Origin of the sequence: Mycobacterium sp. SMC-14 (assembly GCF_046250075.1) — a bacterium.
Classification (GTDB): domain Bacteria; phylum Actinomycetota; class Actinomycetes; order Mycobacteriales; family Mycobacteriaceae; genus Mycobacterium.
Genome location: NZ_CP176429.1, coordinates 2,022,076 through 2,037,864 on the forward strand (window position 1 = coordinate 2,022,076; position 15,789 = coordinate 2,037,864).

Here is a 15,789-nt window from a genome sequence, read left to right on the forward strand (position 1 = left end):
GGTTAGGACGTCGTCGTCAGCAGCGTGGCCACCACGTCGGTCTCGGTGCGCGTTTGCAGTGCGCGCACCAGCGCCGGCTGCGAGCGGACCAGATGTCCGACAAAGGCGTAGGCGTCGTCGGTGTCGAGCAGGTAGGCCGCGGCACGGATCAGCTTGCCGGTTTCCTGAAGCTGTTGGTGTCCGGTCAGTCCGGCATAGGCCGGTAGCCCGAGGTTGAGCACGGTCGGGTCGTACTTGATCGGGTCGCCCGGACCCGGCCGTCCCATCGGCTCGTATTGGACCTTGTACTTGTCCAGCATCGCCTTGTAGCACCGGCTCAGCGCGGCCAGGTAATTGGCGTCGGCCACCAGGTCGGCCCCGACGAAGCCGACGACGATGCTGGGCGTCGCGATCACGTTCGTCGCCACGTTCCCCACGATCGACGCGTCGGTCACGCTGCAGCTCACCGGCAGATCGAAGTTGCCGCCGGGATCGGTCACCGTCAGATCCAGCACGGTGTCCGTCGCGGTGTAGGCCACGGCCACCCGCCGCACCGACGTCACCGGATTCTCGCCGTTGTAGCCGTCCACGGGAAGCGTCACTTGCACAGTGCCCGAACCGGATACGGCGATTCCCCGGATGCTCCAGCTGGCGCGCGGTGTGCGGTATCGCGTCCAGATCAACCGGATCCGAGCGGTCTCGGACACCGAGTACAACACGTACTCGTAGTGGTTGTCAGCGATGCAGCACGCTGGGATGGTCGCGCAGGCACGGCGCACGGCTGGGTCGGTGGTCAGGGTTCCCCGCGACACCTCACGCCGGCTGGTCTCGGACACCTTCGCCTCGAGTTGCGCGCCGTAGTCGTCGTCGATCGGGATGATGGTGGCGCCGTGGCGGACCGACCAGTAGGACTGCACCCGGACGTCGTTGACCCAGGCGCGTTGCCGCACCTGGCCGCCGCCGACCGTCGAATTGCTCCAGTCGCAGATCTCGCAGTTGCCGTCCAGCGGTTCCCGCCGCCAGCCGTCCGCCTCGGGATCGGTCAGTATTTCCACCAGCTCGTGGCCCAACGTCGACATCGTCAGCTCGATGTCCTCGGTCGCCGGGTCGAAATAGCGCACCCAGCCCGCCCAGTAGCGATCGGTGTCGAACGGGAAATCGAACGTGTAGTCCGTCGAGTGCGCGCCCGCGACGGTGCCGCCGGCCACCGTAAAGCCTTGCGGCATCAAGACGATGAAGGCGATTCGCGGGCCGTCGTCGGGATCGGGGAACACACCGTCGTCGATGGAGTCTTCGATCAACCCCAGTACCTTGCGCATCGCCACGGTGGAATCCACCGCACCGAGTGGGGGCCCGGGGGAGATCACGGTGAGCGAACCGCGCCAGGTCGGGGCGCCGGCGATGTAATACTGCGCCAGCTCGCTGAAATATCGGCTCGTCAACATCGACTGGGTGCGCGACTCGATCAGACCGCGCTGAGCCGAACCCGCGCCGTTCCACCAGCTTCCCCAGAACACCAGCTGCACGGGCGTGTGGGCGCCGCCGAGTACGCCGTGGTGATAGGCCACCGCCGACCCGTCGTGGGAGTTGTCGGCGAAGACCAGCGCTGGAACTTTCGGGCGTGACCACGCCCCGCTACACGAGTGATCGTCACGCTGATAGGTGATGATCGGTATGGAATCCGGTATCTCGTCAACGACGCTGACGATCAGCCGTTGCTCGATGGGCATTCTCGGAGTATGCGCCGGTCGCGAGCGGTTTACCGCGGGTTCGCTGTGCCAGTTTCGACCAGTTTTGGCGCTAGTCGTCGCTGCGGTTCAGTCCCCGCCGCACCGACAGCAATTCCACCTCCGGCCGGGCGGCCACCAACCGCTCCGCCGCGTCGAGGAGCTGCACCAGATGTCCACGGTCGCTGGACACTGCCGACACTCCGATTCCGCTGCGCCGGTGCAGATCCGGTGAACCCGTCTCGGCGGCGGACACCTCGAATTTGCGCCGCAACTCGGCGACGATCGGGCGCACCACCGAGCGCTTTTGCTTGAGCGAGTGCACGTCACCGAGCAGCAGGTCGAATTCGAGCCAGCCGATCCACATGGTCAGGGCGTCGGTGGTGCCGGCTCTGTGCTGCCGGTCCTCGCGTTGCCGAATGCCAACAGGGTCTTTGCAGTGGCCTGCGACAGCTGCCAGTCGCCGTGATTGGGCGTGAACTCCATCGGGAAGAAGAACGTGCCGGTGGCGGGATTGGCCGTGTTGACGGTGACATCGGCGGTCACGTTGCCCGGGTTGCGGTCCGACCAGCCGAGACCGGCGGCCTCCAGACTCAGCGGCAGGTAGTCGCCGTCTTTGAGTGCGGTGGCGAATTTGTCGATGGTTGCGGCGTCGGCGGGCTTGGCGCCCTCGATGAGCGACAGCTTGTCTGCGCCGGGAACCTCGGGGTCAGACAATCGGTACAGCACGTCGGTCAACGCCTCGGGCGCCGGCAAGGCCGACGACGGCGCCTGGGCAGGCACCGTCGTCGACGTCACCGGAACCTCGGCCACCGGCTCCGCCGGCTGGTGGCCCGCGCAGCCCGACATCGCCAGGACGGCCGCCGCGAGGGCGGCGGGCCAGGCGATGCGGTGACTACACACGGGGTCTGCGATCAGTTCGACGTCAGCTGCGAGAGGGACAACAGCGAGGACCGGGAGAGCTTCCAGCCACCCTGGTCGACGAATGTGAGGTTCACCGAGTGCGGCTCCAGCTTCGGTCCCGACGCGGTGACGTCGGCGCTCGCCGCTCCGGGACCGGCCGGCGCGACGTTGGCCACGCTGATCGAGAGTGGCAGGGCGCCCTTCTTGAGGGCCTTCTGCAGCCGGTGGTCGATGGCACCGCTCTCGACGGGGCCCAGGCCGCCCTCGACGAGGTTGGACTTTCCGGCGGCGGGGACACCGGGGTCGGCCAGCGTGTTGAGCACGTCGGCCAACTGCTCCGGGGCCGGTACAGCGGCGGCCGGGTCCAAGGGCAGCGGGGCGAAGAACACCGTCGTCGGCGCCTCGGCGGCGGCGGGTGCCGGCGTTGCCAGGTAGCTCACAGCTGAGGCTGCCGCACCGATGGCCGCAATCGCCGCCGCACGCGCGGCGAGGGATTTCATGTTCATTCGGATCCTTTCTAGGCCCTTTTGATCACCCGATTTGAGAGCGAGGCTAGCAGCGGAGCCGGTGTGTCGGATTGCCACAGAGCACGCGAATGCACAATGGCCGGTAGCGTTGGGGTATCCGTCGCTTCAACTTCCAGTTCGGGAAAGGAGCGCACCATGAGCAACATGGAAGATTCGCCGCGTCCTGAGACATTCGACGCGTCCGGGGGGCCGGGCACGCCCGGTGATGACTTCGCCGAGTTGGAAGAACTGCGCCGCGAAGCCGCGGTGCTTCGCGCACAGCTCGAGAACACCCCGCAGGACACCGCCCGGGTGGGCCGCGACGTGCGTCAGCTCGAAGCCCACATTGACTCGCTGACCGCGCGAAACTCCAAGTTGATGGACACCCTCAAAGAGGCGCGTCAGCAGTTGCTGGCGCTGCGTGAGGAAGTCGATCGCCTCGGTCAGCCGCCGAGTGGCTACGGGGTGCTGCTGGGCAGTCACGAAGACGACACCGTCGACGTGTTCACGTCCGGCCGCCGGATGCGGCTGAACATCTCGCCCAACATCGACGTAGCTACCCTCAAGAAGGGCCAGACGGTCCGGCTCAACGAGGCGCTGACGGTGGTCGAGGCGGGCACTTTCGAGTCGGTCGGCGAAATATCCACGTTGCGCGAAATTCTGTCCGACGGGCACCGCGCGCTGGTTGTGGGCCACGCCGATGAGGAGCGCATCGTCTGGCTGGCCGAGCCGCTGGTCGCCCCCGACCTTCCCGACAGCAACCCGGACGCGCTGTCGGATGACTGGCGTCCCCGCAAGCTGCGCCCCGGCGACTCGCTGCTGGTCGACACCAAGGCCGGCTACGCCTTCGAGCGCATTCCCAAGGCAGAGGTCGAGGACCTGGTGCTCGAGGAGGTGCCCGACGTCAGCTACGGCGACATCGGCGGCCTGACTCGCCAGATCGAGCAGATCCGCGACGCCGTGGAACTGCCGTTCCTGCACAAGGATCTCTACCGCGAATACGCGCTGCGTCCGCCCAAAGGGGTGCTGCTCTACGGCCCGCCGGGCTGCGGCAAGACGCTGATCGCCAAGGCGGTGGCCAACTCGCTGGCCAAGAAGATGGCCGAGGTGCGCGGTGATGACGCCCACGAGGCCAAGTCGTACTTCCTCAACATCAAGGGCCCCGAGCTGCTGAACAAGTTCGTCGGCGAGACCGAACGTCACATCCGGCTGATCTTCCAGCGTGCGCGCGAGAAGGCATCCGAGGGCACCCCGGTCATCGTGTTCTTCGACGAGATGGACTCGATCTTCCGCACTCGTGGCACCGGTGTCTCCTCGGACGTCGAGACGACGGTGGTGCCCCAGCTGCTCAGTGAGATCGACGGTGTGGAGGGGCTGGAGAACGTCATCGTGATCGGCGCCTCCAACCGCGAGGACATGATCGATCCGGCGATCCTGCGGCCCGGCCGCCTCGACGTCAAGATCAAGATCGAGCGTCCGGATGCCGAAGCCGCGCAAGACATCTTCTCCAAGTATTTGGTCGAGACCCTGCCGGTGCACGCCGACGACCTCGCCGAGTTCGGCGGGGACCGCGCGGCCTGCATCAAGGCGATGATCGAGAAGGTCGTCGACCGGATGTACGCCGAGATCGACGACAACCGGTTCCTGGAGGTCACCTACGCCAACGGTGACAAAGAGGTCATGTACTTCAAGGACTTCAACTCTGGGGCGATGATCCAGAACGTGGTCGACCGGGCGAAGAAGAACGCCATCAAGTCGGTTCTGGAGACCGGCCAGCCGGGTCTGCGCATCCAGCACCTGTTGGACTCGATCGTCGATGAGTTCGCCGAAAATGAGGACCTGCCCAACACCACCAACCCCGATGACTGGGCACGGATCTCGGGCAAGAAGGGCGAGCGGATCGTCTACATCCGCACCCTGGTCACCGGCAAGAGCTCCAGCGCCAGCCGCGCCATCGACACCGAATCGAACCTGGGCCAGTACCTGTAGTAGCGCACCGGGGCGCGAGCGTGCGTGTTTGCACACCGACACGCCGTGAAACTCGTACAACTGCGCACGTTCGCACCACCCGCGCGGCACGCCGGTGCCTTGGCTACCTCGACCGGCCGAACTGTTCGGTGGCGACCCTGGTCGCGCCGATGGCCGCATACGAGCCGGTGAGTCCGACCATGCTCGCGGCCGCGCGCAGCGGCAGGTCACGGCGGACGAGATGGCTGATGCCGTTGAGGGTGTCCAGGGAATCCACCATCAGGGAGAGCCGCTTCCAGCGGTAACGCTCCCGGGCGCCGCTGGTCAGATATCCCAGGCCCATCGCGAATGCCCGCGCTCCATAGATCCTGGTCATGTAGGTGAGTTCGGCCGACGGCGTGACCCCGACGAGCCTGGCGAACTGCCGCGGTGCGGCCAATGAGACCACGGCAAGGATCATCCGGCCGACTGCCATCACGCTCAATGCGCTGTTCAGATTCTCGGTCACCAGCAGGTCCGTACCGGTAGCGGTGTCAGTTGTTGCCATACGAACCTCGCCTTGCTGTCCGAATCGAACTGACTGACCGTCAGTCATGTTACCGTAATGGTGGTTCTCCGCGGCTGTCAATCGTGTCCGGCACGGTCCAGCGCGGTACCGACTCGGGAAAGGACGACGCAGTGGCGCAGCAAGGGTCCGGGCGCCGGCGCACGACGCTGCCGGCCGCGGAACGTGAAAGCCAGTTGCTCGAGGTGGCTCGCGGTCTGCTGTTGGCCGACGGACCTACCGAGCTGACGGTGGACAAGGTCACCGCCGCAGCCCAGGTCGCCAAGGGCACGTTCTACCTGTACTTCGCTTCCAAAGATCACCTGCTGGCCCGGTTGTGGGCCGACTACCTCGATGCCTTCCTGGCCACCGCGCAGGAGCAGCTCGCCGCCGCGCCGCCCTCGGCGCCGGGTTGGCCGGCAGCTCTCGATGCGCTGATCGAGCAGATGATCCACTACGACATGTCCAACGCCGCGCTGCACCGAGCGGTGTTCTCCCAAACTTCCGGCGACGGGCTGCGCCAACTGCGCGAAGCCGACGCCAAAGTCGTCGCGCTGCTCGCCGACGTCATTGCTGTGGCGGCGGACGTCGGAGCGGCCACAGTGACCGATCCGCCCACCACTGCCGCGCTGTTGTACTACGCCGTCGACGGCCTGTTGAACGCCGCCTACCTAGCGGACTCCGAGCCCGACGAGGCCGCCGTCATCGCCGCGGCCAAGGAGATGGTCCACCGCACCCTGCGTACTGCCCAAGGCACGGGTCAATAGCCGCTCTGCAGCGAATAGCTGTTGGTCAGGTCGTCCTGCAACACGCGGGCCACCTCGGTGGTCGTGTCCACCCGCAACGCGATGTCCAGCACGCGCGCCTGATAGGTCCACCCGGGCGGCAGCCTGAGCCGGTCGGCGAGTCCGGCGAGGTCGGCTCGGGACAGGTTCGCATCGACGACCTGACTCCAGGTCTGCATAACCCACCGCCGGCCGCCGGGGTCGATCAGCTCGTAGACCTGCTCGCCGGCATCGAAGACGAAGACCGCCCGGCGGTCCACCTCGTTGACGGTGTAGGGCCCGGGGTTCATCGACGACAGCGCGACTTGCGCCTGTTTGATCATCTCGATGCCGCCGAAGGTCTTGGTCTCCCGCGGGCCCTGCGGCGCCTTTTCGATGGTGTTCATCAGCCAGTAGCGCGGCCCGTTGAGCAGAGCCGCGGCCGCGCCGTTCTCGGTCGCGATGGCTTGGGGGTCGAGTGCCGACCACAGCTGTTCGGGGCAGTCGTTGAGCGGAAAGGTGTTGTAGACGCTGGCCCGCGGACCCGATTCGCCGATCTCGACCAGCAGCACTTCGCCGTAGCGCTTCCCGGATACGTCGGTTGTGCGCTGACGGGCTTGCTCGGTGGACATTTCGGTGAAATTAGCCACTGACCTCGATGAGGTCAACACCTCTGACGGTGTGGTTCCTTGCCCCCTCTAGTCTTTAGCCATGCAACGGATCATCGGGACCGAAGTCGAATACGGCATCGCTTCGCCGTCAGATCCCACCGCGAACCCGATCCTCACCTCCACCCAGGCGGTGCTGGCCTACGCCGCCGCCGCGGGCATCCCGCGTGCCAAACGCACCCGTTGGGACTACGAGGTGGAATCACCGCTGCGCGACGCCCGCGGCTTCGACCTGAGCCGCTCGTCCGGCCCGCCGCCGATCATCGATGCCGACGAGGTGGGCGCGGCGAACATGATCCTCACCAACGGGGCCCGGCTCTACGTCGATCACGCCCACCCCGAATACTCCGCTCCCGAGGTCACCGACCCGCTGGACGCGGTCATCTGGGACAAGGCCGGCGAGCGGGTGATGGAGGCGGCCGCGCGCTATGTGGCCAGCGTCCCCGGTGCCGCCAAGCTGCAGCTGTACAAGAACAACATCGACAACAAGGGCGCCTCCTACGGCACCCACGAGAACTACCTGATGAGCCGGCAGACGCCGTTCTCGGCGATCATCGCCGGTCTGACCCCGTTTCTGGTGTCTCGGCAGGTGGTCACCGGCTCCGGGCGCGTCGGGTTGGGCGCCGCGGGCGATGAACCGGGCTTCCAGCTCTCGCAGCGCGCCGACTACATCGAGGTCGAAGTCGGCCTGGAAACCACGCTCAAGCGCGGCATCATCAACACCCGCGACGAACCGCACGCCGACGCCGACAAGTACCGCCGGCTGCACGTCATCATCGGTGACGCCAACCTCGCCGAGACGTCGACGTATCTGAAGGTGGGCACCACCGCGCTGGTCCTCGACCTGATCGAGGAGGGCCACGAGCACGGGATCGACCTGAGTGACCTGGTGTTGGCCCGGCCGGTGCGTGCGGTGCACGTCATCAGCCGGGACCCGACCCTGCGGGCCACCGTCGCCCTGGCCGACGGTCGTGAGATGACCGGTCTTGCGCTGCAACGGATCTACCTCGAGCGAGTGGCCAAGCTGGTCGAGGCCCGTGATCCCGATCCCCGTGCCACCGACATCATCGAGACCTGGGCCAGGGTGCTCGACCAGCTCGAGCGTGACCCGATGGAGTGCGCCGACCTGCTGGACTGGCCGGCCAAGCTGCGTCTGCTGGAGGGCTTCCGGCAGCGGGAGAACCTGAGCTGGTCGGCGCCCCGGCTGCACCTGATCGACCTGCAGTACTCCGACGTGCGGCTGGACAAGGGCCTGTACAACCGGCTGGTCGCCCGTGGCTCGATGCGCCGCCTGATCACCGAACAGCAGGTGCTGGCCGCGGTCCACAACCCGCCGACCGACACCCGGGCCTACTTCCGCGGCGAGTGCCTGCGCCGGTTCGGGGCCGACATCGCCGCCGCGAGCTGGGACTCGGTCATCTTCGACCTGGGCGGGGACTCGCTGGTGCGGATCCCCACGCTGGAGCCGCTGCGCGGCAGTAAGGCGCACGTCGGAGCTTTGCTGGACTCGGTGGACAGCGCCGCCGAACTGGTGCAACAACTCACCACCTAGACCCCGAGCAACATCGGCGCCGACCGGTAGGGTGGAGAAACCGGCCGCGGTCATGCGCGGCCGATGAGATTCAGGAGGCAGCAATGGCTCAGGAGCAGACCAAGCGCGGCGGGGGCGGCGGAGACGACGACGATCTCACCGGCAGCACTGCGGCGGGCCAGGAACGCCGAGAGAAGCTCACCGAGGACACCGATGATCTGCTCGACGAGATCGACGACGTGCTGGAGGAGAACGCCGAGGACTTCGTGCGCGCGTACGTCCAAAAGGGCGGCCAGTGACCTGGTTGTCGCGTGATCGTCTGCCCCTCAACTCAGCAATCCCAGGAATCGTCCTCACCGGCGTAGGTCTGTCGTCGTTTTCGGAGTTCCTGCGGTTGCAGGCACCGGAACTGTTGCCGGCGGGCGGGGGAGCCGCGTACACCGGTGGGGTGGGCGAGCAACTGCCGCACGGCACCACCATCGTCGCGTTGAAGTACCCGGGCGGGGTCCTCATCGCCGGTGACCGCCGTTCGACGCAGGGCAACATGATCGCCGGCCGTGACGTGCAGAAGGTGTACGTCACCGACGAGTACACCGCGACGGGCATCGCCGGCACCGCGGCGATCGCCGTCGAGTTCGCTCGGCTCTACGCGGTGGAACTGGAGCACTACGAGAAGCTCGAAGGCGTCCCGCTGACGTTCGCCGGCAAGGTCAACCGGTTGTCGACCATGGTGCGCGGCAATTTGGGTGCCGCGATGCAGGGTCTGGTGGCGTTGCCGCTGTTGGCCGGTTACGACATCGACGCCGACGATCCGCAGACCGCCGGGCGCATCGTGTCGTTCGACGCCGCCGGCGGATGGAACGTCGAGAGCGAGGGCTATCAGGCGGTGGGCTCGGGCTCGCTGTTCGCCAAATCGTCGATCAAGAAGCTCTACAGCCAGATCAGCGACGCCGATACCGCGTTGCGGGTGGCCATCGAGGCGCTCTACGACGCCGCCGATGACGACTCCGCCACCGGCGGTCCGGATCTGGTGCGCGGCATCTACCCGACCGCGGTCACCATCGATGCCGACGGCGCCGTCGACATCGCCGAGGAGCGGATCGCCGAACTGGCCCGTCTGGTGGTCGAGGGTCGTACTCGCGGGGGTGACAAATGAGCTTCCCGTACTTCATCTCGCCCGAGCAGGCGATGCGCGAGCGCAGCGAGCTCGCCCGTAAAGGCATCGCCCGCGGTCGCAGCGTAGTTGCCCTGGCCTATGCCGACGGCGTGTTGTTCGTCGCCGAAAACCCTTCGCGCTCATTGCAGAAGATCAGCGAACTCTACGACCGGGTTGGCTTCGCGGCCGCGGGCCGGATCAACGAGTTCGAGAACCTGCGCCGCGGCGGCATTCAGTTCGCCGACACCCGCGGCTACGCCTATGACCGGCGTGACGTCACGGCGCGACAGCTGGCCAACGTCTACGCCCAGACGCTGGGCACCATCTTCACTGAGCAGGCCAAGCCCTACGAGGTGGAGTTGTGTGTTGCCGGCGTCGCCTACCAGGGTCAGACGAAAGCGCCTGAGCTGTATCGGGTCACCTATGACGGGTCGATCACCGATGAGCCGCACTTCGTGGTGATGGGCGGCACCACCGAGCCGGTCACCAATGCGCTCAAGGAGTCGTACGCCGAGAACGCTGAGCTGGCGGACGCGCTGCACATCGCGGTCAACGCGCTCAAACAGACTGACACCGGCAACGGTGCCGAACCGCGCGAGCTGGGCCCGGGCACCTTGGAGGTGGCCATTCTGGATGCCAACCGGCCCAAGCGTGCGTTTCGGCGGATTGCTCGGTCGACGCTGGAAGATCTGCTGCCGCAAGAGGGTTCGCCGGGGGAGACGTCAGACAACTCTCCGGGCTAGGTGGTGCGGTGGCCAAGGAATACGGGGTCAAAGAGAAAGACCTGGTAGTCGCTCACATCATCGACCTGGTGCTGACCGGGAAGCTGCGCGGCGGTGACCGGATCGATCGCGACGCGATTGCCGCCGAGTTGGGGGTCAGCCGACTTCCGGTGCATGAGGCGGTGGCCCAGCTCGAGCACGACGGTTTTGTTGTCACCCGCTATCGCCGCGGCGCATTCATCGAGCGCTTCGATGAAGCCGTGGTGCACGAACATCATGAGTTGTACGGGATGTTGGTCGGCATGGTGTCGGCCCGGGCAGCCGCCAATCCCACGCCCCGGGTCCTTGCCGATCTCGCCTCAGGGATTCAGACCATGAGGGCCGCCCAGGGCGCGGCGTTCGGGGAGGCGGCGGCGGCGTACCGCAAGATCATTGTCGACGAGTACGCCGGTCCTCGGCTTCGAGCGGAAATCAGTGCAGCGCAAATACTTTTGCCGATCCGATTCTGGACCGACTACCACAACTACACGGCTGAGATCCTGGTCAGCTACGAGGCCGAGAATACGGCGATCCGCAACCGCGACCCCGAAGCGGCCCGGGCCGCCTGCGTGGACCGGTCGGCGTGGCATGTCAATGTGGTGCTCGCCGAGCTGGCGAGCCGTGGCGTATTGAACGACGGACCCACCGGCGGAAGCTGAAGACGCCACGGTCGCCGGGCCCCTGGTTGAACCCGACGACCGTGGTGTCTGGGGCGTAGGGCTACCCCGCGGGCGCCCAATGGGCGCCGGTGCCGCCCGTTCCGCCGGCGCCGCCGACGGTCCCGGCGGGCGCAGTGCCGGGCTGGCCGGGGCCGCCGTCGGTCTCGCCGGCCGCGCCGCCATCGCCGCCGTGGCCTCCGGTACCGCCGTTGACGGTTCCCGCGCCGTTGCCTCCGGCGCCGCCATTGCCGCCGGCGCCGCCGTCACCACTGGTGGCGGGTTGGCCGCCGGCGAGATAGCCGGTCCCGCCGGCCCCGCCGTTGCCGGCGTTGCCGCCGTTGCCGGCGTGGCTGGGCCCGAGGCCGAGATCGTTGGCCGGGGTCTCGACGCCGCCACTGGCACCGCCGGCCCCTCCGTTGCCGCCGTTTCCGCCCGTGGTCGCGCCGGCACCGGCGCTACCGCCGGCTCCGCCGTTTCCGCCTGAGGCCGTACCTGACCCGCCGGCGCCACCCGCACCGCCGTCACCGCCCACACCTCCGGGACCGAGCACGCTGCCGGTGTTGGAACTGCCGCCTCCGCCGGTGCCGCCGTTGCCGCCCACACTGACCACACCGGCACCGGTGGCGCCATTGCCACCGGCACCCCCGTCGCCGCCGGGTGCTCCGCCCGCAATAGCAAGTCCCCCATCGCCGCCGTTGCCGCCGACGCTGTAAGTGCTGCCGTCGTGTTGCCAGCCGGTGCTGCTGCCGCCGTCCCCGCCGTTGCCGCCGCCCCAACCGCCGGCGCCGCCGTTACCGCCGGTGTAGCTACCGGTTCCGCCGTTACCACCGTTTCCACCGGATCCGGGGGCGGTGGAGTAGCTGTCGCCGCCGAGGCCGCCGTCACCGCCGGTGGTCTTGACGCTTGCGTCCGTGGCGATTCCGTTGCCGCCGTTTCCACCGCTGCCGCCCGCGCCGTAGGCGTTGAAGCCGCCGCCGCCGCCGTCGCCCGCCCGTCCGGCCGTGGCGTCGCCGCCGTCGCCGCCGTTGCCGCCGTGACTTGCCATGGCGTTGTTCTCTGAGGCGCCGCCGGACCCGCCGTACCCACCGGTTCCACCGTTGAGGCCGGTGCCGCCGTGCCCGCCGCTGCCGCCGTCACCGCCGATGTGGCCCGAACCGGCGTCCCCGCCGTAGCCGGCACTGCCGCCGTTGCCGAGGTAGGAGCCGTCGGTGTCCCGGTAGGCGTTGCCGCCGTCACCACTGTTGCCGCCGTTGCCGCCGTTGCCGCCGCTTCCGGCCTGCCCGTACATCGGGCTGGTGTAGATGCTGGACCCACGGCCACCGGCAGCTCCGCCGTTGCCGCCTTGGCTACCCCAGCTGCCGTTGCCCCCGTTGACGTGGTCGGCCGTACCGGTGGCGCCGGCGCCCCCCGCCCCGGCGTGGCCGCCGGTTCCGCCGTTGCCGCCGTTGCCGAACATGAAGCTGCTGCGCCCACCGGCCCCGCCGTTGCCGCCGGCGCCGCCGCCGGTGCCGTTCCCGTCGCCGCCGCCCGCGAAGGTGCCTGCTGAGCCCGTTGCGCCGGCAGCGCCGATTCCGCCGTCGCCGCCGTTACCGAAGAACCAGCCCGAAGCGTTGCCGCCGTTACCGGCGTTGCCACCTGAACCGCCGGCGTCGATCGCGACACCGCCGTTTCCGCCGTTTCCGCCGTTTCCGCCGTTGCCCATCCAGAGCCCGCCGGCCCCGCCGTCGCCGCCGTCGGCACCCGCGCCGCCGTTGCCGCCGGTTCCGCCGTCGCCGATCCAGCCGGCGGCGTTGCCGCCGTTACCACCGGCGACGCCGGCTTCGACGCTGTTCCAGCCGTCGCCGCCGTCGCCGAGCCACAGGCCTCCGTTGCCGCCGTCGGGGTTCTCGGCGGTGCCGTCGATGCCGTTGCCGATCAGGTATTGGCCGGCCATGGTGTTGATGGCGCCGTTGACCATTTCACCGAAGTCACTGGTGATCCAGGCCTGCAGGCCGTCGTGGATCGGGTCGTAGAACCACTGGTCGATCATGGTGGTCCAATCGATGGCGCCCACCTCGGCCGGCTCCGGGGTCAGCCATGCCGAGGTGTCGAAAAGATCAGCGATCCAATCGAACTCATCAGCTTGGGCTGCCGGTGCGGTCGCCAGGGGGGCCATCCCGAAGGCCAGGAAAGCACCCACGGCACTGGCGGCGCCGACGGCCCGGGAGGCGCGGCGCGTATTGGTGTGGTGACTCATGTGCAGCGAGACCTCTCTTGAGAAGTTAGGGGACAAAGGATTTAGGGGAATCAGAATCCGAGCAGATCGCCCAGCCAGCCGAACGCATCGGTGGCTGCGGCGCCGCCGTCATCGATGATGGGCAGCTCAGCCCCGGCCAGCGGCGGGGTCACCACCACCGGGCCCTTGCCGTCCCAGCCCGAGCCGAGCAGGGCGCCGACGGTTTGGCCCCAGGCCTGCATGGCCGCGATCGGCCCGATACCGGCACTGTTGAGATCGAGGGTGCCCAGCACCGGGACCCCACTGAATTCCAGACCCACACTTTGGAAGATCGACCCACCAACCGCCGGCACCTCCGCGGCGACCTCGCCCCCGGGACCCAGCACCTGGTAGATCGGCGCGGCCGCACCCGGGGACAACAACCCGCCGAACGCGAAGTCCAGGTGATCCATGTTCATGCCGGCGGGGAAGAAACCGGCCTCGTTGATCATCGGTAACAGCGCATCGAGGTTCAGGGTGGCGCCGTTGAAGAACGCGCCGCCCATGTTGACCAGGATGTCGAGGGGGTTGTCGCCGTCGGTGATGCCGTTGAGCAACGCAATCCAGGGGCTGATGCCAGGGCCGATCATGCCCATCAACATCGCACTGGCCGGAGAGCCGAGGTAGTCGATGATCGGCATGATCGAGTCTTTGTCCACATCCGCGGGGATGTAGCCGGCGATCTGGCCGAACATCAGCTGATGGGTGCCGTCCATGGTGTGGTTGAGCACCGTGGAGTGGGTCGCGTCGGTTTCGTTCTGCAACGCCCACCCGGAGATCACCGCGTTCAGATGTTTCTGAACCTCTTCGGTTACCTCGTTGATCGACCCGGCGCGGTCATTGGCCAACAGATCCCAGTAACCCATCTGATTGGCAATGAACTGCTGCATCCCCACTCCGGGCGCCAAATACCAGTTGTTCAGCATGGTGGTCACATTGGCCGACGCGGCATTAAGTACGTCGTCCCACGCACTGGCCAGCGCCACGGCACGCGACTGCACATCAAGGGAGACCGGCATCGACACAGGAGCTGGGGAAGCGGCAACAAGACTGGCTCCAACCAGTGCCACACCAGCGGTGGTATAGGGGCGAACGGTGGCGCGCAAGGGGAACTCCTTCAGGTATGTGATGCACAGCACGAGATCGACAAGCTGAACTTAGCTTAGAAATTGCTGTCTTGTATACGTGATTCTGAAACGTGTTCTAATCCGCAGGTCCTGGGTGCTGTTGTCGGACGGGTTTCGTGCTGTCTGTATTAGGCGATCCGGCTGGCGGTCCGGCCCGTGGCCAGATATGACGAGGTAGCGCGCCTATCCTTGAGGTGGACGCTGGTGGCGCCGACCGGGAAGGCGGGGCATCTTTCCGGCGCATTGTGCGCATTCGGCCGCGATATTATGTATACGTGAAATGTCGGATGGCGCGGATCAAGGAGGGAAACGCAGACTTCTGTCTGCGACACTCAGGTGCTACTCATTAACGTGCGCGCGTCATCGAGCGCGGCGAAAGCGACGTGTGACCACGGTCTGAGCCTTCGAACGCGTGTGTCACACTGCGGCTGCGCTAGGGTTTGGCGGAGAAAGGGTCGCTACGTCAGATAGTGGAGTTTTTGCAGGCTCGCATTGCCACACGTGGTCCGGGCGCTTTCGGTGATCCAACAAAGCGCCCTGCCGAGTTTTGCGAAAGTTCCAGGTGAGCACTCCATGCCCAAGAAGTACGGGGTCAAGGAAAAGGACCTGGTTGTCAATCACATTGTCGACCTAGTGCTTGCCGGAGAGTTGCGCACGGGCGACCGCATCAACCGTGACGCGATCGCGGCCGCTCTGGGGGTCAGTAGGCTTCCGGTTCAGCAGGGCATCGACCAACTCGAGCACGACGGACTGTTGGCCAGCCGTTATCACCGCGGTGTCTTTGTTGAGCGGTTCGATGAAGCGGCCGTTCTCGAACAGCATGAACTGCACGGTGTGCTGAACGGGATCGCCTCAGCGCGTGCGGCGACGAACCCGACGCCGCGAGTGCTCGCCGAACTGGATGCGGCGTTGCGGACGTTGCGAGCCAGTAAGGAGCCCAAGGCATTTCAAGAGGCGGCGTACGCCTACCGGCGCATCATCGTCGAGGAGTACGCCGGTCCCCGGCTGCAGGCGGCGATCGTCGCGGCACGTGTCTTCGCGCCGCGCGGATTCTGGGGGAGCTATCCCCGGGGCAATGAGGAGTTCGTGCACACATACGAAGCCGAAACCGCGGCAATTCGCGGCCAGGATCCCGAGGCCGCGCGGGCCGCGAACATGGAGCGGGCGGACTTGCGGGCGAAGGTGGTGATCGCCGAGTTGACCGAGCGAGGCGTGCTGAACGACGCGTCGGCCACCTGACGA

At 67.0% G+C, this 15,789-nt stretch carries 16 protein-coding genes; 8 read left to right on the top strand and 8 right to left on the bottom strand.

Translation table 11 applies throughout. The features are described from left to right. Positions 1-2: 2 nt before the first annotated feature. From ACKY0W_RS09440 to ACKY0W_RS09455, 4 genes are all read right to left on the bottom strand, one after another. The gene (locus ACKY0W_RS09440) at positions 3-1,709 is read right to left on the bottom strand and encodes a hypothetical protein (RefSeq protein WP_409437339.1); all 1,707 of its coding nucleotides are present in this window, start codon (positions 1,707-1,709) and stop codon (positions 3-5) included. A 70-nt stretch (positions 1,710-1,779) separates the two neighbouring features. Next, complete coding sequence (locus ACKY0W_RS09445; protein ID WP_409437340.1) at positions 1,780-2,073, bottom strand: DUF503 domain-containing protein; 294 nt, start codon at positions 2,071-2,073, stop codon at positions 1,780-1,782. 2 nt (positions 2,074-2,075) lie between these two features. Beyond that, entirely contained in the window at positions 2,076-2,609 is a 534-nt protein-coding gene (locus ACKY0W_RS09450; protein WP_409437341.1) for a hypothetical protein, read from the bottom strand. Between the two features lie 11 nt (positions 2,610-2,620). Beyond that, complete coding sequence (locus ACKY0W_RS09455) at positions 2,621-3,115, bottom strand: hypothetical protein (RefSeq protein WP_409437342.1); 495 nt, start codon at positions 3,113-3,115, stop codon at positions 2,621-2,623. 165 nt (positions 3,116-3,280) lie between these two features. Between ACKY0W_RS09455 and arc the strand changes: the two genes are divergently transcribed. Further along, complete coding sequence (gene arc, locus ACKY0W_RS09460) at positions 3,281-5,104, top strand: proteasome ATPase (RefSeq protein ID WP_409437704.1); 1,824 nt, start codon at positions 3,281-3,283, stop codon at positions 5,102-5,104. 103 nt (positions 5,105-5,207) lie between these two features. Here arc and ACKY0W_RS09465 read toward each other — a convergent pair whose 3' ends face one another. Further along, positions 5,208-5,630: a hypothetical protein gene (locus tag ACKY0W_RS09465; protein ID WP_409437343.1), complete on the bottom strand. Its 423-nt coding sequence runs from the start codon at positions 5,628-5,630 to the stop codon at positions 5,208-5,210. Positions 5,631-5,713: 83 nt separating this feature from the next. Between ACKY0W_RS09465 and ACKY0W_RS09470 the strand changes: the two genes are divergently transcribed. Continuing rightward, positions 5,714-6,394, top strand: coding sequence for a TetR/AcrR family transcriptional regulator (locus ACKY0W_RS09470; protein ID WP_409437344.1), 681 nt, complete (start codon positions 5,714-5,716; stop codon positions 6,392-6,394). On the opposite strand, the gene ACKY0W_RS09475 is transcribed toward ACKY0W_RS09470, so the two are convergent. Then, on the bottom strand, positions 6,388-7,023 hold the full coding sequence (locus ACKY0W_RS09475) for a hypothetical protein (RefSeq protein ID WP_409437345.1): 636 nt from the start codon (positions 7,021-7,023) through the stop codon (positions 6,388-6,390). The genes ACKY0W_RS09470 and ACKY0W_RS09475 overlap by 7 nt on opposite strands. 79 nt (positions 7,024-7,102) lie before the next feature. Here ACKY0W_RS09475 and dop point away from each other — a divergent pair, with 79 nt between their 5' ends. The 5 genes from dop (at position 7,103) to ACKY0W_RS09500 (ending at position 11,166) form a co-directional block, all read left to right on the top strand. Next, positions 7,103-8,611, top strand: coding sequence for a depupylase/deamidase Dop (gene dop / locus ACKY0W_RS09480; protein WP_409437346.1), 1,509 nt, complete (start codon positions 7,103-7,105; stop codon positions 8,609-8,611). A gap of 83 nt (positions 8,612-8,694) precedes the next feature. Continuing rightward, positions 8,695-8,889: a ubiquitin-like protein Pup gene (locus ACKY0W_RS09485; RefSeq protein WP_024441366.1), complete on the top strand. Its 195-nt coding sequence runs from the start codon at positions 8,695-8,697 to the stop codon at positions 8,887-8,889. Next, positions 8,886-9,746, top strand: a complete 861-nt coding sequence (gene prcB / locus ACKY0W_RS09490) for a proteasome subunit beta (protein WP_409437347.1) — start codon at positions 8,886-8,888, stop codon at positions 9,744-9,746. Before ACKY0W_RS09485 ends, prcB begins: the two co-directional genes overlap by 4 nt. Continuing rightward, the gene (prcA, locus tag ACKY0W_RS09495) at positions 9,743-10,489 is read left to right on the top strand and encodes a proteasome subunit alpha (RefSeq protein ID WP_406759895.1); all 747 of its coding nucleotides are present in this window, start codon (positions 9,743-9,745) and stop codon (positions 10,487-10,489) included. Before prcB ends, prcA begins: the two co-directional genes overlap by 4 nt. Before the next feature lie 8 nt (positions 10,490-10,497). Continuing rightward, positions 10,498-11,166 (top strand): GntR family transcriptional regulator, encoded by a 669-nt coding sequence (locus ACKY0W_RS09500; RefSeq protein ID WP_409437348.1) that lies wholly within the window; start codon positions 10,498-10,500, stop codon positions 11,164-11,166. A 61-nt stretch (positions 11,167-11,227) separates the two neighbouring features. Here ACKY0W_RS09500 and ACKY0W_RS09505 read toward each other — a convergent pair whose 3' ends face one another. Together ACKY0W_RS09505 and gjpA are read right to left on the bottom strand one after the other, a co-directional pair. Further along, positions 11,228-13,402, bottom strand: coding sequence for a PGRS repeat-containing protein (locus tag ACKY0W_RS09505; RefSeq protein ID WP_409437349.1), 2,175 nt, complete (start codon positions 13,400-13,402; stop codon positions 11,228-11,230). A gap of 50 nt (positions 13,403-13,452) precedes the next feature. Next, the gene (gjpA, locus tag ACKY0W_RS09510; protein WP_409437350.1) at positions 13,453-14,559 is read right to left on the bottom strand and encodes an outer membrane porin GjpA; all 1,107 of its coding nucleotides are present in this window, start codon (positions 14,557-14,559) and stop codon (positions 13,453-13,455) included. A 561-nt stretch (positions 14,560-15,120) separates the two neighbouring features. Here gjpA and ACKY0W_RS09515 point away from each other — a divergent pair. After that, positions 15,121-15,786, top strand: coding sequence for a GntR family transcriptional regulator (locus ACKY0W_RS09515; protein ID WP_409437351.1), 666 nt, complete (start codon positions 15,121-15,123; stop codon positions 15,784-15,786). Positions 15,787-15,789: the final 3 nt, after the last annotated feature.